Source organism: Enterobacter sp. 198 (genome assembly GCF_009025585.1).
GTDB classification, from domain to species: Bacteria; Pseudomonadota; Gammaproteobacteria; order Enterobacterales; family Enterobacteriaceae; genus Enterobacter; species Enterobacter ludwigii.
Genome location: NZ_WCIM01000030.1, coordinates 425,182 through 451,941, shown reverse-complemented (window position 1 = coordinate 451,941; position 26,760 = coordinate 425,182). Strand labels below are relative to the sequence as shown.

General features: G+C 54.2%; 17 protein-coding genes. 8 read left to right on the top strand and 9 right to left on the bottom strand.

The features are described 5' to 3' along the window. Positions 1-59: 59 nt before the first annotated feature. Positions 60-3,389, top strand: coding sequence for a diguanylate cyclase (locus F8561_RS20290; protein ID WP_151887835.1), 3,330 nt, complete (start codon positions 60-62; stop codon positions 3,387-3,389). Here F8561_RS20290 and alkA read toward each other — a convergent pair. Next, positions 3,354-4,226, bottom strand: coding sequence for a DNA-3-methyladenine glycosylase 2 (gene alkA, locus F8561_RS20285; RefSeq protein ID WP_151887957.1), 873 nt, complete (start codon positions 4,224-4,226; stop codon positions 3,354-3,356). The two genes, F8561_RS20290 and alkA, sit on opposite strands and share 36 nt — an antisense overlap. Before the next feature lie 130 nt (positions 4,227-4,356). Here alkA and yegD point away from each other — a divergent pair, with 130 nt between their 5' ends. Further along, the gene (gene yegD, locus F8561_RS20280) at positions 4,357-5,709 is read left to right on the top strand and encodes a molecular chaperone (RefSeq protein WP_020883253.1); all 1,353 of its coding nucleotides are present in this window, start codon (positions 4,357-4,359) and stop codon (positions 5,707-5,709) included. Between the two features lie 41 nt (positions 5,710-5,750). On the opposite strand, the gene F8561_RS20275 is transcribed toward yegD, so the two are convergent. The 8 genes from F8561_RS20275 to ecpA all read right to left on the bottom strand — a co-directional run bounded on the left by F8561_RS20275 (position 5,751) and on the right by ecpA (position 15,045). Beyond that, positions 5,751-7,238, bottom strand: a complete 1,488-nt coding sequence (locus F8561_RS20275) for an EAL domain-containing protein (protein ID WP_226778087.1) — start codon at positions 7,236-7,238, stop codon at positions 5,751-5,753. A 359-nt stretch (positions 7,239-7,597) separates the two neighbouring features. Then, the gene (locus tag F8561_RS20270; protein WP_020883251.1) at positions 7,598-8,071 is read right to left on the bottom strand and encodes a hypothetical protein; all 474 of its coding nucleotides are present in this window, start codon (positions 8,069-8,071) and stop codon (positions 7,598-7,600) included. Continuing rightward, entirely contained in the window at positions 8,046-8,774 is a 729-nt protein-coding gene (locus F8561_RS20265) for a winged helix-turn-helix domain-containing protein (RefSeq protein WP_014170839.1), read from the bottom strand. Before F8561_RS20265 ends, F8561_RS20270 begins: the two co-directional genes overlap by 26 nt. 96 nt (positions 8,775-8,870) lie before the next feature. Beyond that, a complete protein-coding gene (locus F8561_RS20260) occupies positions 8,871-9,566 on the bottom strand; it encodes a fimbrial protein (protein ID WP_032680624.1) in 696 nt (231 codons plus the stop codon). Next, complete coding sequence (locus tag F8561_RS20255; RefSeq protein ID WP_072255707.1) at positions 9,563-11,179, bottom strand: fimbrial protein; 1,617 nt, start codon at positions 11,177-11,179, stop codon at positions 9,563-9,565. The genes F8561_RS20260 and F8561_RS20255 overlap by 4 nt, the downstream gene beginning before the upstream one ends. A gap of 4 nt (positions 11,180-11,183) precedes the next feature. Then, a complete protein-coding gene (locus F8561_RS20250) occupies positions 11,184-13,676 on the bottom strand; it encodes a TcfC E-set like domain-containing protein (RefSeq protein ID WP_050737050.1) in 2,493 nt (830 codons plus the stop codon). Positions 13,677-13,731: 55 nt separating this feature from the next. Next, a complete protein-coding gene (locus F8561_RS20245) occupies positions 13,732-14,409 on the bottom strand; it encodes a hypothetical protein (protein ID WP_151887833.1) in 678 nt (225 codons plus the stop codon). 51 nt (positions 14,410-14,460) lie between these two features. Continuing rightward, the gene (ecpA, locus tag F8561_RS20240; RefSeq protein ID WP_020883247.1) at positions 14,461-15,045 is read right to left on the bottom strand and encodes a common pilus major fimbrillin subunit EcpA; all 585 of its coding nucleotides are present in this window, start codon (positions 15,043-15,045) and stop codon (positions 14,461-14,463) included. 729 nt (positions 15,046-15,774) lie between these two features. Between ecpA and F8561_RS20235 the strand changes: the two genes are divergently transcribed. From F8561_RS20235 to baeR, 6 genes are read left to right on the top strand one after another with little or no spacing between them, the layout of a single operon-like run. Next, on the top strand, positions 15,775-16,983 hold the full coding sequence (locus tag F8561_RS20235; protein ID WP_151887832.1) for an MdtA/MuxA family multidrug efflux RND transporter periplasmic adaptor subunit: 1,209 nt from the start codon (positions 15,775-15,777) through the stop codon (positions 16,981-16,983). After that, positions 16,983-20,105, top strand: coding sequence for an MdtB/MuxB family multidrug efflux RND transporter permease subunit (locus F8561_RS20230; protein WP_014170848.1), 3,123 nt, complete (start codon positions 16,983-16,985; stop codon positions 20,103-20,105). Before F8561_RS20235 ends, F8561_RS20230 begins: the two co-directional genes overlap by 1 nt. Next, positions 20,106-23,183: a multidrug efflux RND transporter permease subunit MdtC gene (mdtC, locus tag F8561_RS20225; RefSeq protein ID WP_151887831.1), complete on the top strand. Its 3,078-nt coding sequence runs from the start codon at positions 20,106-20,108 to the stop codon at positions 23,181-23,183. Further along, positions 23,184-24,599, top strand: a complete 1,416-nt coding sequence (locus F8561_RS20220; RefSeq protein WP_014170850.1) for an MFS transporter — start codon at positions 23,184-23,186, stop codon at positions 24,597-24,599. It begins immediately after the preceding gene. After that, the gene (baeS, locus tag F8561_RS20215; RefSeq protein WP_032680619.1) at positions 24,596-25,999 is read left to right on the top strand and encodes a two-component system sensor histidine kinase BaeS; all 1,404 of its coding nucleotides are present in this window, start codon (positions 24,596-24,598) and stop codon (positions 25,997-25,999) included. The genes F8561_RS20220 and baeS overlap by 4 nt, the downstream gene beginning before the upstream one ends. Continuing rightward, entirely contained in the window at positions 25,996-26,718 is a 723-nt protein-coding gene (gene baeR / locus F8561_RS20210) for a two-component system response regulator BaeR (RefSeq protein WP_014170852.1), read from the top strand. The genes baeS and baeR overlap by 4 nt, the downstream gene beginning before the upstream one ends. Positions 26,719-26,760 lie beyond the last annotated feature (42 nt).

Genomic DNA, 26,760 nt, shown 5'->3' with positions numbered 1-26,760 from the left:
TCAAATTCACTCGTCCGGACTTCTCTCCTGACGGCATGGCGTCTCTGGATAAAGCGGTAATGAATAAACAATACCAGCGGGTTTTGGTTACCACCCCACATCCTTTATTGCGACTTGTCTGTCTGGGCCTGGTCACCTTTATCTTTACCTTATTTTCGCTGGAGCTGACCCGCTTCGGCACCCTGCTCGCCCCGCTCTGGTTCCCTACCGCCATCATGATGGTGGCCTTCTACCGTCATGCGGGAAAGATGTGGCCGGGTATCGCTCTGGCCTGCTCGTTTGGCAATATCCTGGCCGCGTGGATGCTTTTCTCCTGGTCGTCGATCAACCCGACCTTTACCGCTATCAACGTGGTTGAAGCCGTGATTGGCGCGGTGTTACTGCGTAAACTGCTCCCGTGGTATAACCCCCTGCAGAATCTGAATGACTGGATCCGTCTGTCCATCGGCAGTGCGCTGGTGCCACCGCTGGTTGGCGGGGTGCTGGTGTATCTTCTGGTGCCGGGTCCGGAGCCGCTGCGTAATTTCCTCGTCTGGGTGTTATCAGAAGCCATTGGTGCGCTGGCGCTGGTGCCGTTAGGGTTACTGTTTAAACCACATTATCTGCTGCGTCACCGCAACCCAAAATTGCTGCTGGAAACGCTGGCCACCATGGCCGTGACGCTGGCTCTCAGTTGGATGGCGATTACCTGGCTGCCGTGGCCCTTCACCTGCGTTATCGTTCTGCTTATGTGGAGCGCCGTGCGCCTGCCGCGAATGGAGGCGTTTTTGGTATTTCTGGTCACCGTGATGATGGTCTCGCTGATCATGACGCGTAACCCTGCATCCATGACGCCGCAAAACCTGCAGGTAACGCTAAACGCGCCCTGGCTGCCCTTTTTGATGATGCTGTTGCCGGCCAATATTATGACCATGGTGATGTATGCCTTTCGCGCCGAACGCAAACATATCACCGAAAGTGAAGCGCGTTTTCGTAACGCGATGGAATATTCCGCCATCGGCATGGCGCTGGTCAGCATTGAGGGGCAGTGGCTTCAGGCAAATAAAGCCCTGTGTAACTTCCTGGGATACAGCCAGACGGAGCTTCAGGCCCTCACCTTCCAGCAGTTAACCTGGCCGGAAGATTTGAATACCGATCTCGAACAGCTGGAGCAGCTGGTCAACGGCGACATCAACACCTACACCCTTGAGAAGCGTTACTACACCCGCAACGGTGAAGTGGTCTGGGCCCTGCTTGCCGTCTCCGTGGTGCGCCACACCGACGGTTCACCGCTCTATTTTATCGCCCAGATTGAAGATATTAACGACCTGAAGCAGACCGAGTGGGTCAATAAACGCCTGATGGAGCGCATCACCCTCGCCAACGAAGCGGGCGGTATCGGCATCTGGGAGTGGGATCTGGAGCCGGACATTATCAGCTGGGATAAGCGGATGTTTGAGCTGTATGAGATCCCGCCGCACATCAAGCCCACCTGGCAGCTCTGGCACGAAACGATGCTCCCGGAAGACCGCGCTCACGCTGAAAAGGTGCTCCGGGATTCCCTCATTTCACGTTTGCCGTTTAAGCTTGAGTTCCGCATTCGTGTTAAAGAAGGCGTGCGCCATATACGCTCTCTGGCGAACCGGGTACTGAACAAACAGGGTGAAGTCGAACGCCTGCTCGGCATCAACATGGACATGACCGAGGTGAAGCAGCTCAACGAAGCGCTGTTCCAGGAAAAAGAGCGTTTGCACATTACCCTCGATTCCATCGGCGAAGCGGTGTTGTGTACCGATATCGACATGAATGTCACCTTTATGAACCCGGTTGCCGAGAAAATGAGCGGCTGGCTGCAGACCGAGGCTATCGGGCAGCCTGTCCTGAAAGTGTTGCACATCACCTTTGGTGAAAAGGGACCGCTGATGGAGAATATTCACAGCGGCGATATGTCCCGTTCCGATATAGACCAGGACGTGGTGCTGAACTGCCGTACCGGCGGCAACTATGATATCCACTACAGCATTACCCCGCTCAGTACGCTGGACGGGCAAAACATTGGCTCCGTGATCGTGATTCAGGACGTGACGGAATCGCGCAAAATGCTGCGTCAGCTCAGTTACAGTGCCTCGCACGATGCCCTCACCCACCTCGCAAACCGGGTCAGTTTCGAAAACCACCTCAAACGGCTCTTACAGACCGTACAGGAGACACGCCAGCGTCATGCGCTGGTGTTTATCGATCTCGATCGTTTTAAAGCCGTCAACGACACCGCAGGCCATGCGGCGGGTGATGCTCTGCTGCGGGAGCTTTCGTCATTAATGTTGACCATGCTCCGCTCCAGCGACGTGCTGGCTCGTCTCGGCGGGGACGAATTCGGGTTGTTGCTCCCGGACTGCAATATCGAAAGCGCGCGTTATATTACTGGCCGCCTGATTAACACCATCAATGACTATCACTTTATGTGGGAAGGACGTCTGCACCGGATCGGCGCCAGCGCGGGTATCACTCTGATTGATGAAAATAACCATCAGGCTTCAGAAATCATGTCGCAGGCGGATATCGCCTGTTACGCCTCGAAAAACAGCGGACGCGGTGTCGTCACGGTTTACGAACCCCAGCAGGAACGGGACCACGGCATGCGCAGCATGATGTCGCTTGATGAGCAGTGGCACATGATTAAAGACAATCACCTGATGATGATTGCCCGCAGCGTCGCGTCTCCACGGATACCGGAAAGCTGCAACTTCTGGCTGATTTCATTACGCCTGTGGACCAGCCAGGGCGAAGTGCAGGAAGAGCATGCGTTCCGCTCCGGACTTGCGGAGCCTGAACTGTTGCACGCCCTTGACAGACGTATCTTCAACGAGTTTTTCCGCACCTCCGCCGCACAGGTCGCCCACAAAGGCATGGGGGTCGCGCTTCCGCTGTCTGAAGCAGGTTTAGCAAGCGTCACGCTGGTTGATGAACTTGTCGACCTGCTGGAGAAGAGCCCCATGCCAGGCCGTCTGCTGCATCTGGTTATCGCTGCCGACGTGGTATGTAATCCGGATGAGAACCTGCAGCAGGGCCTGCAAAAGCTTCGCCATGCTGGCTGCCGCGTCGTGCTCAGCCAGGTGGGACGCGATATGAACGTCTTTAGCCACCTCAGCGCCAATATGGCCGATTATCTGATGCTTGATACGGAAATGGTGACGAATGTTTATGGCAACCTGATGGATGAGATGATGGTGACGATCGTTCAGGGGCACGCCCAGCGCCTGGGCATGAAAACCATCGCCGGTCCGTGTAACCAGCCTATCATGATGGACACGCTCTCCGGCATCGGCATTGATTTTATTTACGGCGACACCATCGCCGAGCCGCAGCCGTTGGATCTACTGCTTAATACCAGCTATTTCGCCATCAACTGATGGCGCCCAGCCGTCGGTATACCAGATGTGCAGCAACGCATACGAGCGCCAGGGCTGCCAGCGCTGAGCGTAGCACCGAATTTGCGCAGGCGTCATCCCGGCAAATCGTTGCTTAATCAGATAATCATCCGGCAGAAAAACGTCCTTCGCCTGCCAGCCGCGCAGGGCCAGGTAGTTTGCCGTCCAGCGTCCTATCCCGGGCCGCTGCTGTAAGGCCTTCATTCCCACCTCAATATCCGCAGGAGGGGAAAGCGGAAACGTCCCGTCCACCACAGACTGAGCCAGATGAACGATCGACTCCGCCCGCTTTACCGGCATTCCAAGCGCTTTCAACGCCAGCGGGTCCGCTGCGGCCAGCGCGTGCGGGGTCGGGAAGCAGAGATAACCCGGGGCGTCTTCAACCGGCTCCCCGCACAGGGCGACAACGCGGGAAGCCAATTTTGCCGCCATCGCCACGCTAACCAGTTGCCCGAGTATCGCCCGCACACCCTGCTCCCAGGCATCCATCGCCCCCGGCAACCGTAAGCCTGGCCGTGCGGCCCCCAGATCCCCCAGTGTCGAGCGGATCGCCTGAGGATCGCAGTCAAGATCGAAAAGTCGCCCGATACGCTCAAGACAGCTCTGCGCAACCGGAATCAAGCCCGGGCTGAGCGTCACGGTAAGCGTAGGGGTTTGGCTGTCAGGCGTAACGCGAAATATCCCCTGATGCCCCTTGCAAGCGAAACTGCGCTCGTAATAGTGGTCCGTGACGGTCTCTACGCCCGCTACCGCACGTGCGCCAAGGAAACCAAACATCCATTGCCAGTCGTAAGGGGGTTGCCAGGTCAGGGTATACATCATCGCTCCTTTTTTGTTCCCCTCAGCATAAACCGAAAGGCCTTGTTTCGCCTTGCTTTCATATTCCTGTTGTCGCCAGGCAGACATTTCGCTAAAGTCTCGCCCCTTCTCACTGGCATGGGGACTAATCGTGTTTATTGGATTTGACTACGGTACGGCAAACTGTTCGGTTGCCATTATGCAAAACGGGCAACCACAGCTCCTGAAGATGGAAAAAGAGAGCACGCTGCTGCCATCAATGCTCTGCGCACCCACTCGCGAAGCGGTCAGTGAATGGCTGTTCCGTCATCATCAGGTTCCCGCTACCGCGGCGGAAACCCAGGCGCTGCTGCGCCGGGCGGTCAGTTTTAACCGCGACGAAGATATCGACGTGACCCCTTCCAGCGTGCAGTTTGGCCTCTCATCGCTGGGCCATTATATTGACGATCCGGAAGAGGTTTACTTCGTTAAATCCCCGAAGTCGTTTCTGGGCGCCAGCGGATTAAAACCACAGCAGGTGGCGATGTTCGAAGACCTGGTGTGCGCCATGATGCTGCACATCCGTAACCAGGCGCAGACCCAGGTACCCGATCCCATCACGCAGGCCGTTATTGGTCGCCCGATCAACTTCCAGGGTCTGGGCGGTGAAGAGGCTAACCAGCAAGCGCAGGGGATCCTCGAGCGCGCCGCACACCGAGCCGGTTTCCGTGACGTGGTCTTCCAGTATGAGCCGGTAGCGGCAGGGCTGGATTTTGAAGCCACATTAACGCAAGAGCAACGCGTGCTCGTTGTGGATATTGGCGGGGGCACCACCGACTGCTCTTTACTGCTGATGGGGCCACAATGGCATCAGCGTCGTGACCGCGAAACCAGCCTGTTGGGCCACAGCGGCTGCCGCGTAGGCGGTAACGACCTGGACATTGCTCTGGCATTTAAAAGCCTGATGCCGCTGCTCGGCATGGGCGGACAAACCGAAAAAGGCATTGCCCTGCCAATTCTGCCCTGGTGGAACGCCATCGCCATCAACGACGTTCCGGCGCAGAGTGATTTTTACAGCACCGCGAACGGGCGCTTCCTGAACGATCTGGTACGCGACGCGCAGGACGCGGATAAAGTCGCCCTGCTCTATAAAGTGTGGCGTCAGCGTCTCAGCTATCGCGTAGTGCGTACCGCTGAAGAGAGCAAAATCGCCCTCTCTGACCGTGCTGAACACGCTGTCTCATTACCTTTTATCAGTGATGAGCTGGCGACCGCGATATCGCAGGAAGGGCTGGAAACGGCACTCGCCCAGCCGCTGCAGCGGATCCTCGAGCAGGTGCAACTGGCGCTGGAGAATGGCAAAGAGAAGCCGGATGTGATTTACCTGACCGGCGGTAGCGCCCGTTCACCGCTTATCAAGAAAGCGCTGGCGGAACAGCTTCCGGGTATTCCGATTGCCGGTGGCGATGACTTTGGCTCCGTAACGGCAGGTCTGGCCCGCTGGGCACAGGTGATGTTCCGTTAAGCCCCGACGGAAGCCCTCGAAATGCGCAGGGCTTCCGTCGTTTACAGCGCGTTAAAACGCAGATTTTCCTTTTTACCTGGCAGCACGCTGCCCTTTTTGCATGCCGCTTCTCTTGTCGTCGGCTGGCTTTGCTCGACAAATCGCCGGAAATCAGCGAACGGCACCGGGGGCAGGAAATGATACCCCTGCAGGTAATCCACCTGTTTGCTGATAAGCCACTCTCGCTGATAAGCGTACTCCACCCCTTCCGCCACGGTACGCAGCCCAAGAATCATCGCCAGATTAATAATCGATTCCAGCATCGGCAGCGGTTGGTTATCAGCCTGGATAGCGTTGATAAAGGTCTTATCAATTTTTATGACATCCAGTTCGAGTTCATTCAGATAGCATAAATTCGCGTATCCTGTACCAAAGTCATCCAGCGCAAACATCACCCCGCGATTACGCAGTGAACGTATCAGTTCTTTTATTGCAGGCGTCACGGCCAGCGTTTGATTTTCGGTGATCTCAATCATGAGCTTCACCGGTAACGATTCTGTCAGCTCTAAAAAATTGAGGCACTCCCAATAAAACACCGGGTTACTTAACGTGGTTGGACTGACATTAAACGCCACAAACAGCGGTGTATTTAACCCGTTATTCTTTTGCTTTAAGTCACTGGCAACTTTATGCATTAAATAGCTGGTGAGTTCGTTAATCAGGCCACAGCTTTCTGCCAGCGGAATAAATTCTCGCTGCGAAATCGTGTAATTATGCCCTAATGGCCAGCGGGCCAAAATCTCTATACCACACAGCTCACCACCTGCACCGACAACGGGTTGATAATAAGGTAAAATTTCATCATTTTTGAGTGCCAGACTCAGACGCCCCGCATCATTATTATCATAACTACGCCCGGTGGATTTGCGCATTAACGTACTGTTCTGCCCCACATCTCTTTCAGTCAGGAAACCATTGCGGATAAGAAAAATAATAGATTCAATAAAATTTTTAAAACCAAGCCTGTGCGTTATTTTATCCCGGTAGCGATACAGGGATTTTGTGGTCAATGAATTTGCCCGGCAGAATTCGGCCTGCCCCTCTTTCGTCATCATGGCATTAAGCATGTCTGCCTCAAATTCGGTTAACGCGAAAACGTCCAGCTCATCTGATTTTACGCGTGATTCCGGTTGCGGGGTGGTCATCAGTATACGCGTGAGTATATCGATGACGGTCGTATAATGCAGTGTTACATCAATTGAGGTACTGTATTCATAGCCTCGATTAATACACTCATTTTCGCTCAACCTGAGAACAACGCTGTTTACCATGATAAACTGGCTACTGTTACGATGTAGCCATTTCTTCACCAGGAAAAAGGGCATCCGGTTATCAACAATTAACAGACAGGAGTTGTATTGCTGAAAAGAAAGGTCTGACTCTGATATAAATGTCTGACTGTCGACCAGTACCAGATTAGGCAAAAAAGCCCTAAGCCCGGCGAAAAGATAAATGTCATAACTGAGCAGGAAGACCTTTTTCTTATTCATAATAATCACCATCACGTTTTCATTGTAAAACGCAGCCTTCCCGAACAGGAAAGTGTATTCACAATTGACCTGGTATTCACATAGACTTAAGGTAAAACAAATAAAATGCCTTTAGATTGCATAGTGTGTAGTAGCTCATCCCCCTTGCAATAAAACTGAGCGCAGGGGAAATGATAAGAATATTCTTGCTGTATCGGTAGCGAATTCTGAGGTCCGAAATGAGTACAAACTTATGCGCTTATATTCACATTCGGACAAACTTTAGTGATAATAAACACTATTTTAACAGAATAAAAAACCATAAATGATGCGACACATAGGTTATTATTTCAGAATAAGACGATACCCTATTCTGAGGATTACGCTGCCCGACACACCAACAGGGTGCGTCGCAAATCGCGTATACCGTACACATTGTGCGCAATATGCATTATTTTATAATAGAAGTTGTGTTGCTTAGACATAATTAATCCCGTGATCTCATCAGGCAAATCATCATTATCATTTTTGATCACAGAAACCCGTTGGGTACGTATGTAGCCGTCACTATCATTACCTAAAAATTTAAGCATCGTGGAACGGTTAATGGCGTAGCTTTTCCCATTAACATTAATCACGCCCACTTGTGACAATACCCCCTCTTCAGCAGATGATATCCTGAAAACCAGCAATACCTCCCCTTCGATGTGCATACCTGTTTTTTGCGTATTGAGCACAAGATGGTTCTTCGCTGAGCATACCAGCGCTGCCGGAACCTCATGACGTTTAAATAAAAACAAAAAAATGATAACAAGCGCTACGGCAAGACTAAAATACATAATTTTCGCACGCATGTGCAACTCCCCGGGAGCCTAACGTACAAATACTGAAAAATGATTCCTTTAGTTTATTACCTGCAGACAATCCATTGTCATCATAAAACACAATGACCTTATTTCTTCCCTTACAGATAGATTTGAATTGCTGCCATCGGGATGAATTCAAAAAAGTGGATATTTTCTCAACTGAATTATCATCTGTCGTAAATATTTCACAGGAACCGGATTTTTGTACATGCACGACACCATCGGTATCTCGTAATAATTTTGGCAGAAGGACAAAGCCAGATATCACCAGGCTGATGCCTAACATTCCACCAACGATCGTTTTACCGTATCGCCTTAACCCGGGTTTGGTGGCGGAGGTTAATGCAGTGATGCTATGCGGCAACGCATCTTCTTTTACGTTTTCGATCTGCGCCTGAAAAACAAATCCTTCTCGGGGGATAGTTGCGATCAGATTATCCATTCCCAGTTCTGCTAACGTTTTGCGCAAAATACTGACATTTTTATTCAGACTGTGACCTGATGGGATCAACCCATACCTTCCCCACACTTCTTCTATAATCAGATCCCGATGTAATTGTTTGCGGTTATTCGCAATAAAGAGCTCCAGTAATCTTGCCGTTGCAGCGGACAAAACCACTCTTTCTCCCTGTACACTTAGCGCTCTGGTCTCTGAATCGTATACAATATGATCATTGATTATCTTTTTCATCCGGGAACTCTTTTATTATCGGCGGCAATGCCAGCACGCAGTACAGAATATATTCCCAGAGTTCAGTTAGCAATATAAGAACTGTTTCTTTAAACTTTAACTGTTATTTTTAAAACAACCATCGCCTATCGGTATATATTTTTTCAACGCAACGATGAATTTTTTATTTTTAGTGTTTAACGCGCTGCTTCGGTAGGTCTCTCCAGGCAGCAGATAGCGCATCGTCGCCTCGTCATCGGTTGACTGGCATCCCTTGTGTACGATGATCCTGAAAAACGTATTGCCGGTATTTGTCAGCGCCCCTTTTTGCTCATCCAGAGTATAACCTAGCGTCAGCTTTCTGGGCCTGACCACCAGTATCGTATCCAATGCAATAGCGGGCACAGCTTCACTTGCTTTGCCTGAATGACGTTCAGCAAACAGCGTTACCGGCATCTCGCGAAACTGAATCCGGTAGTAACGCTCTTTGTCATCCTCGGGCCCGCGATAGAAGATCTTAAAATACTCCCCGGCGTCCGGGGCGAGCGAAAACGTGAGCGGTGTAAACAGCAACTCCCCGTCCTCTATTGGCAGACGCTTTTCCCCACCCGGGCCTGGACGGTCGATTTTAATCGCCGAAATGCTGTACACATTCTGTTTGTGGCTGTCGTTGTAAATACGTTTGCTAATGAACGACCGCTCTGCGGGGATATCATAGATCGTGGAGTCCAGATACAGCGCGTGGGCAGAAAGCGTGTAAAGCGCAATGCAGAGTCCCACCACACCCTCCGCGACCTTCCGCCAGCGCATCATTTTGTTACTCCCAGCCAGTTCGCGGTGACTTTGATTTCACCACTGGCGCTGACCACGCCTTCCCAGTCAGCGCCAGCCACCGTCAGTGCTGAGCGGGAATCATTCATCGGGAACAGCAGCGTTAAGTTGGTGCTGAAAAAGCTGCCATCATCCGTGTTGTTGGCATCCCATGGCACCTGTTGCCATAACGCATCGTTCAGACTAATGGCATTTTCACTGCAGCTGTTCCTCACCTGAGTAGGGCTTCCCGACGCGGTGTTGTATTGCAGATAGGCAGGGACAGGCACGTTTATCCCCCCCTGGGCCGACGTAAACAGGCAGTAAGGGGTATCGTTGATTGTCGTGCTGTCCCCGATAACCTGGGCCGTAATACTGTCAGCCTGACGGGGTCCCGATACGGTGACGACGTAATCCATCTCGATCGGCGCGTCATCTCCGATGGTGCCGCTTCCACTGGCAGAGGCCGTATTATTCGATGAGACAATGCTAATCCCATACTCCTTCGGCACAATATTGAGCTGCAAAGAGGGGGTAAACTGGTAATAGCCTGACTCCGGGGTTAATGCATTCGTAAACGCAAACGTAAAGGGCTGGCTGTTGGTAATACTGACGCCTGCATCCACCAGATTCTTAAGGAATGTTTTCGACAAAAAGACATAGATATACTGGCCAGATGTCGAAAAGACGTTGTAATACGCCGTCGAGGCGCTGAAGTTATACCATGTCGAGCCATTTCCTGAATATTTCACGGTGGTTGCGGAAGGGGTAAAACCCAACGCAGCAGAATCGATATACGCTCTAAACGTCAACGATGCCGTCAAATTTTGTGTCTGCTCAAGGTTGTATTTGACCATTTTACAAATTACGCCATCAACGTTACTGACAACACCCAGCTCACAGGATCCGGAATCATTTGTGATGCTTGGGGTTCCATCACTGGCGATCCACAGCTCCTGAAAGGCACTTGTTGATTCCAGCGCCAGATGTCCCCGCTTGTTTAACGTGTAATTGATGTAATTCCAGCGACCAGTTGTCTGATCCTTACAGCGTTGTCCTGAGGCGTAATCATAGTTAACCGAGGTATAGCAGCGGTTAAAAACATAGGTTTCGCTGCCACCCGTCGGCATATTACGAAAATACTCATAGGCTGAGTTGCTCAGCGAAGCAAAGCCATACGCTCCGCCAATAACCCCCGCCACGGATCCAACCTGCGCGTGGTAAAAACCATTGTTATCCACCCCCTGCCCGGCAATGTAGCCCGTCGTCGGACACTGCGAACCTCGGTAGCAGCGTATTCCTGTGAAAGGAGCATCAATGGGCGAATTATCAATCCACATATCCTGATAATTATTGGCCGGCGCAGTCCAAATGACATAACCCAGATAACCGAGGCTGACCTGGGATGTGCCGTATTTAACCCAGGTATTTGACCCGCTGAAACGGGGATCTAACGCGGACGGCGTAATGAAATACTCACCGTCAATGTCGTTCTCGATAAATAAAAACGTGTTGTTGATCGCCCCTGACGATGAGGCAGTCAGTGCCCTTGCGGAGAAGGGAATTAACCCCGCCAAAAACAGGAGCGAAATAAAAACGGAAGCACTTTTTTTCATAGCATTATCTCTGCGCCATCGTGGTTTGCGGTGCACATTTAACATCCCCTACCCACGCAGCGCCCCTGGCTTTTTCCAGATCTAAATCCGCTTCGCAGATATTACCGTTGGCGGACACCAGGGTAATAACGGGATACTTCTTATCAATATCAATGGCGAACTCACCTTTCGCGTCGGTGCGCGTTTTGCCGATGTGGTTATGAATGTCCGTATTTGACGCCAGTTCACCATTCGGATATCGCACCCGGCCAAACACGGTCACCATGCTTTTCACCTCAGGTGACACCACGCCGACGTTACCGGGATAAAGGTTAAGCGCCTGTTTACGGCCCGAGACAATGTCAAAACTGTCTTCAGAGTTTTTATCATTCATAATTTCCAGCTTGTATTGCGCATAAGGCGGGAGTGCAATAAAGCTCGATTTGCCGCTAAGAATATAATTTCGGTTATTTATTTTTGCGGCCAGCTTTCCGTCACCCACAAGATCGGTTTTCACAATAATGCCCGAGCGCTGTCGCTCTTTGCTCAGACCAAAATCCCCACCCGCCCAGGCAACGGAACCCTGAGAGGAGAAGTTCATATTGGTCGAGTTGTCCGCTGAACGGGTCACCGAAACCGTACCGCCGTTATAGCGGGTGTCATAACTCAGGTTGCCATTTACAGCGTAATTGTTGTCGTAGTTCTGCTCTCCACTCAGGCGAGTCGAGGCGGAAATGCCTGCAGACGTAATGACGCTATCCTCAAATTGTTTACGCGCGCTGATATTGCCCTGTGTTGCGCCGTAACGATCGCGTGAAACCCCGACACTCATCCACGAGGCCAGCGGCAGCGATAAATCCAGGCTGACATAGCGTTCCTGACGTCCGTCATCATTCGTATTGTTGTAGTAATAGCGCTGTACCCCGGCCCGTAACCCCACTGTGGCGTACCGTCCCGCATAGAGGGTGGTACTGTAATCCAGGTTTCGGTATGTATTACCGGAATAGCGGTTTTCGGTCTGGCTGACCGTTAACGTGCCACCGTGCGGAATAAACCGGCTCAGGTTCAATGTTGCGCCAACCGAATAGTTATCCCGCTCCTGCACCGGCAGACGGTTACCGATTTTGCTGTCTTCCCGCGACGCCCACAGCGATCCAAACCCGCCTGGAGCATTAAGACTGGCGCTGCTGACGTTGCGCCATGTTCCGTCGTTCGCCACCAGCGTTTGTGTCCCGACGCTGGCATATTCGTTGACGTTAAGAGTAATGTCCGTTTCATTGACGGCATTGTCATCAAACCCATAGCCTGTCGTTTTCAGGGTGAGCCCGGAGAGCATTGCCAGGGTTAACGAGGCCGCACCACCCGCAATCCAGGTCTGTTCACTGCCGGCATCACGGTAATGATTGCGCTTATAACTCACGCGGTCGTAATCAAGTGAACCGCCAAAAATTTGCCATGCGACTTCATGCAGGCCTGCGGCCTGCTGGCGGGCAAAAATTTTATTCACCCGACTGACGCGGGTGTTCACCGTCCGGCCATTTACCACGACATCCACCGTGACGTCATACACACCGTAAGGGAACCGGCTGGTGTCAATTTCGTAGCTGCCCATGTTGAAGTTCTGAACGCTTAACAAGCGCCCATCACGAAACACATGCACTTCACCGGCAGACGGTAAAAATATGGTTATTGGGATCAAGGACAGGGAGGTGTTTTCAACCACCGTACTGCCTTTATTGCCGTAGCTGACGCCGTAGATCTTGCCGCCATTCAGCGCATTGAGGCTGGCGATCGACTGAACGTTCCAGGTGTCGAGCATGCCCAACGCCAGACGATAACCCTCATAATCGCGCTCATACATGGCACGATACAGTTTGCTGGAGCGGTTACTCTCGCCAATACCATAGACCGAGCCATTGATATTGAGGTGGTGCTCTCTCAACGAGGTGGTGTTATCGAGTGTTAAATAACTGCGAGAGCTGCTGCCATTGCGGTAGTCATTGTAATAGGTACCAAAGTTGTAATTCAGCACAGTAGACAGTCGGTCAACGCTGGACGGTCCCAGCAATGAACTGCGGGCGACCACCGCTTCAGTCAGGGCATCCCGGCTGACAATCATCTCCAGATGAAAAGAGGAGACGTTTAATTTCAGGCGTGCGTCTCGCGAAAGAGCAAGAGAGGTATTGTCGATAAATTTCGCATCGCCTATTTTTTCCACCATCTCGCGCGTTTTCTCTGAAAGCACCGCGTTATTGGGCAGATCGGCAACCATAATGGATTTTACAACGATATTTCCCTCAACCAGCGAGATGACCGCATCAGCAATTTTTTGTTGGCTTTTTGTATCCGTCTCCTGGTAGCGGATATAAACGGGGACCGTCATCCCCTGTTCAAGAGAACGCGCGAATGCCCCTGGAATAACATAATTACCAATCTTAACCGGTGCAGAATGCGCAACCCCTGATGTTAGCGCATAAGAGAGTAATAAACTCCCTCCTATAAGATATTTAAAAGACATACGCATCCTTACTTTTCGGTATTTTTATTACTGGTACCGGAAATGACGCCGTGTATTACTTCACTGTAATAAATTGCTTGCCATGCCAAATCCCAATGCGGGTGCGACTGTTTGACACATCGCTTTTCTGCAATCTTATTTTTGTACCTGGCATGGCGTAATAACGCTCGCGACACCCGCGTCCCCGATCCTGTGACGCCTCTTTGCAGGCTCCGTAAGCAATGACCCGAAACGAGACGTTGCCTTTGTTGGTGATGACATCCCCGTCACGACCGTATTCAAATCGTTCCTTGCGTGGCGCCACGACCAGAATTGTCCCGATTTCTGCCGACGCCGTCGCAATCGCGGCTTTGCCAGCCTTAGTCGATGCGCTTTCGCTTACGGGTTCGTCAACCCACTGCAGCCGGTAATAACGTTCTTTATCATCTTCTGGCCCTTTATAGAAAAAGCGAAAAACATCTTTTGCATCACCGGGTAAAATAAGGCTCGCCGGTGTAGAAAGTAATTCTCCCGACGTTTCAAATTGCATTTCTGTTCCGTCAGGCAGCGGTGAAGAGAGCCTTTTTACGGTAACGCTCACATAGCGGGCGGAATCAGTGGTGTTAATAATTTCTTTTGATAACGCGTTTTGATCGGCCGTCATTATTGACGTGATATCACCCACATTAATCGCCAGACTGGAAAAGGATATAGCCATCCCTGCCAGCGCTGCGAGTGGCAAATATTTCTTCATCAGTGCATTCCTGAGAAATTCGGGAGAGAGCCTCTCCCGAATTAATATTCATTACGCTGGAGTGGTCCAGGTTGCATTGAACTGAACTTTTACGTCACCCGTCCAGTAACCATCCGGCAGCGCAGAATAGTCAGTTACAGCAGTCGAACCGTCAGAAGTCGCTGAAGCGATGGAGAATTTGAAGCTGGACTGATCGCTTACACGCTCAGCGCCGTTATAGGCGCCATCGGCCAGCAGGCTTTCCAGACCTGAAGTGGAAGCCGCATTCACCAGAACGGTTTCGGCAGAGTTAGACAGCGCCTGACCATTCCATGCCACGCCCACATTCAGGGTAGATGCATCACCGCTTGCATTGGTCAGCGTATTGCTGATGACCTGAGCAGTCAGTTCAAAATCGGTTGCACTTTCCTGTCCCTGAATCGTCACATCAAAAGCGCCATCCTGAGTGTTAAACCCATTCAGGCCCTCTGCATACTGGAACGTCAGCGAGTTCAATGGGGTCACGACCAGCAGGCTGGTTGTATCTTTCGTTGCCGTTGCATCCCATGATGCGGTGGCAGATGCCGTAACATCAGCCATAGCATTTGCAGCAGCAAATACAGAAACCAGAGAGGCCACCAGTAATAATTTTTTCATTTTCATCTCCTGAGAACAAACGTACTGCCAGGTGCCATTTAATAAATAACCTGGAAGCTCCATTTAAATGCGAACGGGATTTACCGCGCCGAAAAAGTATTATTTGAATTATGTTTCAGGACAACCAATCGAATGACGAAAAAACCCTCCGTCGTTAGGATTTTTCTCATAATCATTCATGACGAGATCGCTTAAATAAAAACATAAAACCATTTAAATAACATTTTTGAAATAAAAATCTATAATTATCGCAATTTTAGGTAATTTAAACTGTTTTAGCTTTTTGATACAAATCAAAAGTGGTGCATTGAAGGGAATAACAAAAACATATTTCAAATCAAATAAATACGTCACATTGCAAAAAATCATTAGTTTGTTAATGATTTGATAACAAGATGAAAAATATTGGTATATCAGAGAATATTCCGATCCTTACATGATGAATAATGAAATTTTCCTAAAGACAAATTAAATAATAAAACCAATTGTTATCTTTCTCCGTTTCTCACCCGGCAGATAAATAATAAGAATATTTCAGGTGGCAGGGAATATTCCTGGTAAATTATGCACTGGCAATTGATCCGATTTGAAGGCCGTCTCACGCCGCGCCCCTCCCCCTGCCAATCAGACAAATCCAGACAGTCTTCCATATTTCCTCCATTTTTCTGCCGTGTTGCCTGACTAAACTAGTATCATTCCCCGAAGTATTCAGGATGAGAACGTATAACGATGAAAGGCAGTAACAAATCCCGCTGGGCAATCGCCGCTGGCATCATTGTGGTGGCTCTTGCCGCCGCCTGGTTCTGGCACAATGACTCTTCTGACACTTCCGCAGGTGCCAGCAGCCCATCACAGCGTCCCGCGAGTGGCGGACGTCACGGCATGCGCGGCGGTGCGCTGGCTCCCGTTCAGGCGGCTACTGCGGTAAATAAAGCGGTGCCCCGTTATCTCTCCGGGCTGGGAACCATTACCGCCGCCAACACCGTTACGGTTCGCAGCCGTGTGGACGGGCAGCTGATGGCGCTTCACTTCCAGGAAGGCCAGCAGGTTAAAGCCGGGGACTTACTGGCAGAAATTGACCCAAGCCAGTTTAAAGTCACCCTCGCGCAGGCGCAGGGCCAGCTCGCGAAAGACAAGGCCACGCTCGCGAACGCCCAACGCGATTTGGCACGCTACCAGCAACTGGTGAAAACCAACCTGGTATCGCGTCAGGAACTGGATACGCAGCAGTCTCTGGTCAGCGAAGCGCTGGGCACCCTTAAAGCTGACGAAGCCGCCGTGGCCAGCGCACAGTTACAGCTCGACTGGAGCCGCATCACCGCCCCGATTGACGGCCGCGTCGGTCTGAAGCAGGTTGATATTGGCAACCAGATTTCCAGCGGCGATACCACCGGTATCGTGGTCATCACCCAGACGCATCCTGTCGATTTAGTCTTTACCCTGCCGGAGAGCGACATCGCAACCGTGGTTCAGGCGCAAAAAGCCGGCAAAGGGCTGGTTGTGGAAGCCTGGGATCGCACCAACAAGCAAAAATTGAGCGAAGGCACCCTGCTCAGTCTGGATAACCAGATTGACACCACCACCGGCACCATCAAGTTAAAAGCCCGCTTTAACAATCAGGATGATGCACTTTTCCCAAATCAGTTCGTGAATGCGCGGATGCTGGTCGCGACACAAGAAAATGCGGTCGTTATCCCGACGGCGGCGCTGCAGATGGGCAACGAAGGGAATTTTGTCTGGGTGCTTAACAGCGAGAATAACGTCAGCAAGCATCTGGTGAAAACCGGCATTCAGGACAGCCAGACGGTGGTGATCAGCGCCGGCCTTTCCGCAGGTGACCGCGTGGTTACCGACGGCATTGATCGTCTCACCGAGGGGGCGAAAGTCGAAGTGGTTGAAGGCCAGCAACAGCCTGCTAAGCAGGGAGCGACGTCCTGATGCAGGTTATGCCCCCGAGCTCTACAGGTGGGCCTTCACGCCTGTTTATTCTGCGCCCTGTTGCCACCACGCTGTTAATGGTGGCAATTCTGCTGGCCGGGATTATTGGCTATCGCTTCCTGCCCGTCTCGGCGCTGCCGGAAGTGGATTATCCCACCATCCAGGTGGTCACCCTTTATCCGGGTGCGAGCCCGGATGTGGTGACGTCGGCCATCACCGCGCCGCTGGAGCGCCAGTTTGGTCAGATGTCTGGCCTGAAGCAAATGTCCTCGCAAAGCTCCGGCGGAGCATCCGTGGTGACGCTGCAGTTCCAGCTTACACTCTCACTCGACGTTGCCGAACAGGAAGTACAGGCCGCGATTAACGCAGCCACCAACCTGCTGCCATCGGACCTGCCCAACCCACCGGTCTACAGCAAAGTAAACCCGGCGGATCCGCCGATCATGACGCTCGCTGTCACCTCCTCCGCTATGCCGATGACTCAGGTCGAAGACATGGTCGAAACGCGCGTGGCGCAGAAAATTTCACAGGTCTCTGGCGTGGGGCTGGTTACGCTTGCCGGCGGTCAACGTCCGGCGGTGCGCGTGAAGCTCAATGCCCAGGCCATTGCCGCGCTGGGCCTCACCAGCGAAACCATCCGCAGCGCCATCAGTAACGCCAACGTCAACTCGGCGAAAGGCTCGCTTGATGGCCCAACCCGGGCCGTCACCCTCTCGGCGAACGATCAAATGCAGTCCGCGGATGAATATCGACAGCTGATCGTCGCGTACCAGAACGGTGCGCCGGTGCGTCTGGGCGATGTGGCAACCGTTGAGCAAGGTGCGGAAAACAGCTGGCTCGGCGCCTGGGCCAACAAACAGCAGGCGATCGTGATGAACGTCCAGCGCCAGCCGGGTGCCAATATCATTGAAACCGCAGACAGCATTCGCACTATGCTGCCGCAGCTGATTGAAAGCCTGCCCAGGTCAGTTAGCGTGAAAGTACTGTCTGACCGGACCACCAATATTCGCGCGTCCGTGACTGACACCCAGTTTGAACTGATGCTGGCGATTGCGCTGGTGGTGATGATCATCTATCTGTTCCTGCGTAACGTCCCGGCGACCCTCATTCCTGCCGTCGCCGTGCCGCTCTCACTGGTGGGAACATTTGCCGTCATGGTGTTCCTCGATTTTTCGATAAATAACCTGACGCTGATGGCCCTTACCATTGCCACCGGCTTTGTGGTCGATGACGCTATCGTTGTTATCGAGAACATCTCGCGCTATATCGAAAAAGGTGAAAAACCGTTAGCCGCGGCGCTGAAAGGGGCGGGCGAGATCGGCTTTACCATTATCTCCCTCACCTTCTCACTGATTGCGGTACTGATCCCGCTGCTGTTTATGGGCGATATCGTCGGGCGTTTGTTCCGCGAATTTGCCGTGACGCTGGCCGTCGCCATTCTGATTTCCGCCGTGGTGTCACTGACCCTCACGCCGATGATGTGCGCCCGTATGCTGAGCCACGCCTCCCTGCGCAAGCAAAACCGCTTCTCGCGCGCCTCTGAGCGGATGTTCGAACGCATTATTGCCGCTTACGGACGGGTGCTGGCGAAAGTGCTTAACCATCCATGGGCAACCCTTGGCGTGGCGCTTGGTACGCTGGCGCTCAGCGTTATGCTGTGGATTTTCATCCCGAAAGGCTTCTTCCCGATTCAGGACAACGGCATTATCCAGGGCACGCTTCAGGCACCGCAGACGGTCTCCTTCGCTAACATGGCGCAGCGTCAGCAGCAGGTGTCAGAGATCATCATGAAAGATCCGGCAGTAGAGAGCCTGACCTCGTATGTCGGTGTCGATGGCACCAACCCGTCGCTAAACAGTGCCCGCCTGCAGATCAACCTTAAACCGCTTGACGATCGCGACGACCGCGTGCAGACGGTAATCGACCGCCTGCAAACTGCCGTGGCGCGCGTCCCGGGTATTGAGCTGTACCTCCAGCCGATTCAGGATTTAACCATCGATACCCAGGTGAGCCGTACCCAGTACCAGTTCACGCTGCAGGCCACCACCCTTGATGCACTCAGCACCTGGGTACCGCAACTGGTGGATAAACTCAACGCCCTGCCGCAGCTCTCTGACGTCAGCAGCGACTGGCAGGACAAAGGGCTGGCGGCGTATGTGAACGTCAACCGTGATACCGCCAGTCGGCTTGGGATCACCATGGCCGACGTGGATAACGCGCTGTATAACGCATTCGGTCAGCGTCTGATCTCCACCATCTATACCCAGGCGAATCAGTATCGCGTGGTGCTGGAACACAACACGGAAAACACGCCCGGCCTGGCCGCGCTCGATTCGGTGCGCCTGACCAGCAAAGACGGGGGCATCGTGCCCCTCAGCGCCATCGCGACGGTGGAAGAGCGCTACACACCGCTGTCGATTAACCATCTGGATCAGTTCCCGTCCACCACCATCTCGTTTAACGTACCGGACGGTTATTCGCTGGGCGAAGCGGTGGAGTCCATTCTGGCCGCAGAGAAGACGCTGAACTTCCCGTCCGATATTCAGACCCAGTTCCAGGGCAGCACGCTGGCGTTCCAGGCCGCGCTGGGCAACACCATCTGGCTGATTGTCGCGGCCGTGGTGGCGATGTATATCGTGCTCGGTGTGCTGTATGAAAGCTTTATTCACCCTATTACCATCCTCTCCACCCTGCCAACGGCGGGCGTGGGGGCGCTGCTGGCATTGATGCTGGCGGGGAGCGAGCTGGACGTGATTGCCATCATTGGGATCATCCTGCTTATCGGGATCGTGAAGAAAAACGCCATCATGATGATCGACTTTGCCCTTGCCGCCGAGCGCGAGCAGGGGATGTCGCCGCGCGAGGCAATTTTCCAGGCCTGCCTGCTGCGTTTTCGCCCGATCCTGATGACCACGCTCGCCGCCCTGCTAGGTGCCCTGCCGCTGATGCTCAGTACCGGCGTCGGGGCCGAGCTGCGTCGTCCGCTGGGGATTGGTATGGTCGGTGGCCTGCTGGTAAGCCAGGTCCTGACCCTGTTCACCACGCCGGTCATTTATCTGCTGTTTGACCGTCTGGCGCTGTGGACGAAAAGCCGCTTCCCGAAACGTGAAGAGGAGGCGTAAATGAAGTTTTTCGCCCTCTTCATTTATCGCCCGGTGGCGACGATTTTACTCTCACTCGCCATCACCCTGTGCGGCGTCCTGGGCTTCCGGCTGCTGCCGGTGGCCCCGCTGCCGCAGGTGGATTTCCCGGTGATCATGGTCAGCGCCTCGCTGCCCGGTGCATCACCGGAAACCATGGCCTCGTCGGTTGCCACACCGCTGGAACGTTCACTCGGGCGAATTGCCGGGGTCAACGAGATGACCTCCAGCAGCTCGCTTGGCAGCACGCGCATCATTCTGGAATTCAGCTTCGACCGGGATATTAACGGCGCCGCGCGCGATGTGCAGGCGGCGATCAACGCCGCGCAGAACCTGCTACCGAGCGGGATGCCGGGCCGTCCGACATACCGTAAAGCGAACCCGTCCGATGCGCCGATCATGATCCTGACGCTTACCTCGGACACCTATTCGCAGGGGCAGCTGTACGATTTCGCCTCCACCCAACTGGCGCAGACTCTTGCCCAGATTAACGGCGTGGGTGATGTCAGCGTTGGCGGAAGCTCTCTGCCCGCCGTGCGCGTGGGCTTAAACCCGCAGGCGCTGTTTAACCAGGGTGTTTCACTGGACGATGTGCGCTCCGCCATCAGCAATGCAAACGTGCGCAAACCGCAGGGGGCCATTGAGGACAGTAGCCACCGCTGGCAGATCCAGACTAACGATGAGCTGAAAACCGCTGCGGAATACCAGCCGCTGATCATTCACTACAACAACGGTGCGGCGGTGCGCCTGAGCGATGTCGCGAGCGTCACCGACTCGGTGCAGGACGTGCGCAACGCAGGGATGACCAACGCCAAACCGGCCATTTTGCTGATGATCCGCAAGCTGCCGGAAGCCAATATTATTGAGACGGTGAGCGGTATCCGCGCGAGATTGCCGGAACTCCAGCAGACCATCCCGGCGGCGATCGATCTGCAGATTGCCCAGGATCGCTCCCCCACCATTCGCGCCTCGCTTGAAGAGGTAGAGCAGACGCTTGTGATCTCCGTTGCGCTGGTGATTCTGGTGGTCTTCCTGTTTCTGCGTTCAGGCCGGGCCACGCTGATCCCTGCGGTGGCAGTGCCTGTCTCGCTGATCGGGACCTTCGCGGCGATGTACCTGTGCGGATTTAGCCTTAACAACCTGTCGCTGATGGCGCTGACGATTGCCACCGGCTTCGTGGTGGATGACGCCATTGTGGTGCTGGAGAACATCTCGCGCCATCTGGAGGCGGGGATGAAACCGCTGCAGGCCGCGCTGCAGGGAACGCGAGAAGTGGGCTTTACGGTACTGTCGATGAGCCTGTCGCTGGTGGCGGTGTTCATGCCGTTACTGCTGATGGGCGGCCTGCCTGGCCGGCTGTTACGGGAATTTGCCGTCACGCTCTCGGTCGCCATCGGTATTTCATTGATTGTTTCCCTCACGCTCACGCCGATGATGTGCGGCTGGATGTTAAAACGCAGCAAGCCCCACTCTCAGCCGCGCCGTAAGGGATTTGGTCGCTTCCTGCTGGCGATGCAGGAGAGCTATGGCAAGTCCCTGAAGTGGGTGCTGAGACATACGCGCATTGTCGGCCTGGTGCTGATTGGCACCATCGTGCTCAACGTCTGGATGTACATTACTATCCCGAAAACCTTCTTCCCGGAGCAGGACACCGGGGTGCTGATGGGCGGGATCCAGGCAGACCAGAGTATTTCGTTTCAGGCCATGCGCGGCAAGCTGCAGGACTTTATGAAGATCATCCGCGAAGATAAAGCGGTAGATAACGTAACCGGCTTTACCGGCGGTTCGCGGGTGAACAGCGGGATGATGTTTATCACCCTGAAGCCGCGTGACGAGCGCAATGAAACCGCCCAGCAGGTTATCGACCGCCTGCGCGTGAAGCTCGCCAAAGAGCCGGGCGCTAATCTGTTTTTGATGGCCGTTCAGGATATCCGCGTCGGCGGGCGTCAGGCTAACGCCAGCTATCAGTACACGTTACTCTCTGACGATTTAGCCGCCCTGCGCGAGTGGGAGCCTAAGATCCGCAAGGCGCTGGCCGCCCTGCCACAGCTGGCGGACGTTAACTCCGATCAGCAGGACAACGGCGCAGAAATGGCGCTAACCTACAATCGTGAAACCATGTCACGTCTGGGGATTAACGTCGATGCCGCCAACAGCCTGCTGAACAATGCCTTCGGCCAGCGTGAGATTTCCACCATCTACCAGCCCATGAACCAATACAAGGTGGTGATGGAGGTGGACCCACGTTACACCCAGGACATCAGCGCGCTGGACAAAATGTTTGTGATTAATAACGACGGTAAGGCGATCCCGCTCTCTTACTTTGCCAGTTGGCAGCCGGCGAACGCGCCGTTGTCGGTGAACCACCAGGGCCTTTCGGCGGCGTCGACCATCTCCTTTAACCTGCCAGCCGGTTCGTCCCTCTCTGAGGCCAGCGATGCGATCAACCGTGCGATGACCCAGCTTGGCGTGCCGTCCACGGTACGCGGCAGTTTTGCCGGTACCGCGCAGGTGTTCCAGGAGACGATGAATTCGCAGGTGATTTTGATTCTGGCCGCCATTGCGACGGTCTATATCGTGCTGGGCGTGCTTTATGAAAGCTACGTCCATCCGCTGACCATTCTCTCCACGCTGCCGTCGGCGGGCGTCGGGGCGCTGCTGGCGCTGGAGCTGTTCGGCGCGCCCTTCAGCCTGATTGCGCTGATTGGTATCATGCTGTTAATTGGCATCGTGAAGAAAAACGCCATCATGATGGTGGACTTCGCGCTGGACGCCCAGCGAAATGGCAACCTGACGCCAGAAGAGGCCATATTCCAGGCCTGTCTGCTGCGTTTTCGTCCGATCATGATGACCACGCTGGCGGCGCTGTTTGGCGCGCTGCCGCTGGTGATTTCCAGCGGTGACGGCTCAGAATTGCGCCAGCCGCTGGGGATCACCATTGTCGGGGGGCTGGTGATGAGCCAGCTGCTGACGCTCTACACCACGCCGGTGGTCTATCTGTTCTTTGACCGTCTGCGGGTGCGTTTTTCGCGTAAAAACAGAACGACGGTAACCGAATAAATGACCGACCTCCCACGTCACGTGCGCTGGCAGCTGTGGATTGTCGCCTTCGGCTTCTTTATGCAGTCGCTGGATACAACCATCGTCAATACCGCCCTCCCCTCGATGGCAAAAAGCCTGGGGGAGAGTCCGCTGCATATGCATATGGTGATTGTCTCCTATGTATTAACGGTGGCCGTTATGCTTCCGGCCAGCGGCTGGCTGGCGGACAAAGTGGGCGTGCGGAATATCTTTTTCACCGCCATCGTGCTGTTTACCACAGGCTCGCTGTTTTGCGCCCAAGCGAATACGCTGGATCAACTGGTGATGGCCCGCGCGTTACAGGGCATTGGCGGGGCGATGATGGTGCCTGTCGGGCGGCTGACGGTGATGAAGATTGTGCCCCGCGAGCAATACATGGCCGCAATGACCTTCGTCACCCTGCCCGGCCAGGTCGGCCCGCTGCTTGGCCCGGCGCTGGGCGGAGTGCTGGTGGAGTATGCCTCCTGGCACTGGATCTTCTTAATCAACCTGCCGGTGGGCATCATCGGCGCGATTGCCACCCTGATGCTGATGCCTAACTACACCATGCAGACCCGGCGCTTTGATTTCCTGGGTTTTATCCTGCTGGCGGCGGGGATGGCGATGCTCACCCTCGCGCTTGATGGCCAAAAAGGCCTCGGGATTTCCGCCCTGACGCTTGGCCTTCTGGTGGCGCTCGGCATTACCGCTATCCTGTGGTATCTCTGGCATGCCAGAGGTAACGAGAGCGCGTTGTTTACGCTCGATCTGTTTAAAAACCCCACCTATCGTCTGGGCCTGTTCGGGAGCTTTGCCGGGCGCGTCGGCAGCGGCATGTTGCCCTTTATGACGCCGGTCTTTTTGCAGATTGGAATGGGATTTTCACCGTTTCACGCCGGCTTGATGATGATCCCGATGGTACTTGGCAGCATGGGAATGAAACGCATCGTGGTGCAGGTGGTTAACCGTTTCGGTTATCGCCACGTTCTGGTTGCCGCGACGCTTGGGCTGGCCCTGGTGAGCCTGCTGTTTATGGCCGTGGCGCTGCTGGGCTGGTACTACGCGCTGCCGCTGGTGTTGTTCTGCCAGGGCATAATTAACTCTGTGCGCTTTTCATCAATGAATACCCTGACGTTAAAAGCACTCCCGGATGACCTGGCGAGCAGCGGAAACAGCCTGCTGTCGATGATCATGCAGCTCTCCATGAGCGTAGGGGTGACCCTTGCCGGTTTACTGCTCGGCATGTACGGACAGCATCATCTTAGCGTCGACACGCCGGTCGCCCATCAGGTCTTTTTGTATACCTATCTCAGCATGGCGGTGATTATCGCCCTGCCCGCGTTCATCTTCGCCAGAGTGCCGGATGATACCCGTAAGAACGTCGTTATCCGACACGGCAAAAGGAGTGCACCATGAAATTCTGGCGTCCGGGCATTACCGGTAAACTCTTTGTGGCGATATTTGCCACCTGTATCGTGCTGCTGGTCACCATGCACTGGGCCGTGCGGGTCAGTTTCGAACGGGGTTTTATTGATTACATCAAGCATGGAAATGAACAGCGTTTACAGGGGCTAAGCGATGCGCTGAGCGATCAGTATGCCCTGCACGGTAACTGGCGTTTTCTGCGCAATAACGACCGCTTCGTATTCCAGATCCTGCGCTCGCTTGAGCATGATACCGGTGACGATCGCCCGGGCCCCGGGATGCCGCCGCACGGCTGGCGCACCCAGTTCTGGGTGATAGACCAGGATATGCGCGTACTGGTTGGCCCGCGCGCGCCCATTCCACCGGATGGCACAAAGCGGGCGATCACAGTGAATAACGCCACCGTAGGCTGGGTGATCGCCTCGCCGGTTGAACGCCTGACGCGCAACACCGATATCAACTTTGATCGCCAGCAGCGCCGCACCAGCTGGTTGATTGTCGCGCTCTCCACCCTGCTGGCCGCGCTCGCGACCTTCCCGCTGGCCCGCGGTCTGCTCGCGCCGGTTAAACGGCTGGTGGAAGGGACCCATAAGCTGGCCGCCGGGGATTTCTCCACCCGCGTCGATACCCGTAGCCAGGACGAACTCGGCAAGCTGGCGCAGGACTTTAACCAGCTCGCCAGCACCCTGGAAAAAAACCAGCAGATGCGACGCGATTTTATGGCCGATATTTCCCATGAACTCCGCACGCCGCTGGCGGTGCTGCGCGGCGAACTGGAGGCTATCCAGGACGGCGTGCGTCAGTTCACTCCCGAATCGGTGGCCTCGCTGCAGGCGGAAGTGGGCACGCTGACCAAACTGGTCGATGACCTCCACCAGCTCTCCATGTCGGACGAAGGCGCGCTGGCCTATCAGAAAGCGCCCGTCGATGTGATAAACGTGCTGGAGGTGGTAAGCGGTGCCTTCCGCGAACGTTTCGCCAGCCGCAACCTGAAAATCGATCTCTCACTGCCTGACAGCGCCGTGGTGTTTGGCGACAAAGACCGCCTGATGCAGCTGTTCAACAATCTGCTGGAAAATAGCCTGCGCTACACCGACAGCGGCGGTGGCCTGCATATTTCCGGCAAACAAGAAAACGTGCATTTTGCCCTGACCTTTGCCGATTCCGCCCCCGGCGTGCAGGATGCACAGCTGGAAAAACTGTTTGAGCGATTTTATCGCACCGAAGGCTCCCGCAATCGCGCCAGCGGCGGGTCCGGTCTGGGACTGGCGATTTGCGTAAACATCGTCGAGGCCCATAATGGCACGATCCGCGCCGCCCATTCGCCTTTTGGCGGGGTAAGCATTACAGTAGAGTTACCTCTGGAACGGGATTTATCGAGAGAAGCATGACCGAGTTACCGATTGACGAAAACACGCCACGCATTTTGATTGTCGAAGACGAGCCGAAGCTCGGGCAGTTACTGATCGACTATTTACGCGCGGCAAGCTATGCCCCCACGCTTATCAGCCATGGCGATCAGGTGCTGCCTTATGTGCGCCAGACGCCGCCGGACCTGATCCTGCTGGATCTGATGCTCCCCGGAACCGATGGCCTGACCCTGTGCCGGGAAATTCGTCGCTTCTCGGACGTGCCGGTGGTGATGGTGACGGCGAAAATCGAAGAGATCGACCGCCTGCTGGGCCTCGAAATTGGCGCGGATGATTACATCTGCAAGCCATACAGCCCACGTGAAGTGGTCGCGCGCGTAAAAACCATTCTGCGCCGCTGTAAGCCCCATCGTGAACTGCAGGTACTGGACGCGGAAAGCCCACTTATCGTCGATGAAAGCCGCTTCCAGGCGAGCTGGCGCGGCAAGCTGCTGGATCTCACCCCCGCCGAATTCCGCCTGTTGAAAACCCTCTCCCACGAGCCGGGGAAGGTCTTCTCCCGCGAGCAACTGCTGAACCGTCTGTATGATGATTACCGCGTCGTGACTGACCGTACCATCGACAGCCATATTAAAAACCTGCGCCGCAAGCTGGAAGCGCTCGACGCGGAGCAGTCATTTATCCGCGCGGTGTATGGCGTGGGCTACCGATGGGAAGCGGATGCGTGCAGGATAGCCTGAGCATTTAGCTTACCGAACCCGCCTGCTGGCGGGTTTTTCATT

Excerpts from the sequence above, each read along its gene's own strand:
- F8561_RS20290 (WP_151887835.1), top strand. The coding sequence starts at position 60 with ATGAATAAACAATACCAGCGGGTTTTGGTTACCACCCCACATCCTTTA.
- F8561_RS20260 (WP_032680624.1), bottom strand. The coding sequence starts at position 9,566 with ATGATGCGCTGGCGGAAGGTCGCGGAGGGTGTGGTGGGACTCTGCATT.
- F8561_RS20265 (WP_014170839.1), bottom strand. The coding sequence starts at position 8,774 with ATGAAAAAGATAATCAATGATCATATTGTATACGATTCAGAGACCAGA.
- F8561_RS20245 (WP_151887833.1), bottom strand. The coding sequence starts at position 14,409 with ATGAAGAAATATTTGCCACTCGCAGCGCTGGCAGGGATGGCTATATCC.
- F8561_RS20270 (WP_020883251.1), bottom strand. The coding sequence starts at position 8,071 with ATGCGTGCGAAAATTATGTATTTTAGTCTTGCCGTAGCGCTTGTTATC.
- mdtC (WP_151887831.1), top strand. The coding sequence starts at position 20,106 with ATGAAGTTTTTCGCCCTCTTCATTTATCGCCCGGTGGCGACGATTTTA.
- alkA (WP_151887957.1), bottom strand. The coding sequence starts at position 4,226 with ATGTATACCCTGACCTGGCAACCCCCTTACGACTGGCAATGGATGTTT.
- F8561_RS20255 (WP_072255707.1), bottom strand. The coding sequence starts at position 11,179 with ATGAAAAAAAGTGCTTCCGTTTTTATTTCGCTCCTGTTTTTGGCGGGG.
- ecpA (WP_020883247.1), bottom strand. The coding sequence starts at position 15,045 with ATGAAAAAATTATTACTGGTGGCCTCTCTGGTTTCTGTATTTGCTGCT.
- F8561_RS20235 (WP_151887832.1), top strand. The coding sequence starts at position 15,775 with ATGAAAGGCAGTAACAAATCCCGCTGGGCAATCGCCGCTGGCATCATT.
- F8561_RS20250 (WP_050737050.1), bottom strand. The coding sequence starts at position 13,676 with ATGTCTTTTAAATATCTTATAGGAGGGAGTTTATTACTCTCTTATGCG.
- F8561_RS20275 (WP_226778087.1), bottom strand. The coding sequence starts at position 7,238 with ATGAATAAGAAAAAGGTCTTCCTGCTCAGTTATGACATTTATCTTTTC.
- baeR (WP_014170852.1), top strand. The coding sequence starts at position 25,996 with ATGACCGAGTTACCGATTGACGAAAACACGCCACGCATTTTGATTGTC.
- F8561_RS20230 (WP_014170848.1), top strand. The coding sequence starts at position 16,983 with ATGCAGGTTATGCCCCCGAGCTCTACAGGTGGGCCTTCACGCCTGTTT.
- F8561_RS20220 (WP_014170850.1), top strand. The coding sequence starts at position 23,184 with ATGACCGACCTCCCACGTCACGTGCGCTGGCAGCTGTGGATTGTCGCC.
- baeS (WP_032680619.1), top strand. The coding sequence starts at position 24,596 with ATGAAATTCTGGCGTCCGGGCATTACCGGTAAACTCTTTGTGGCGATA.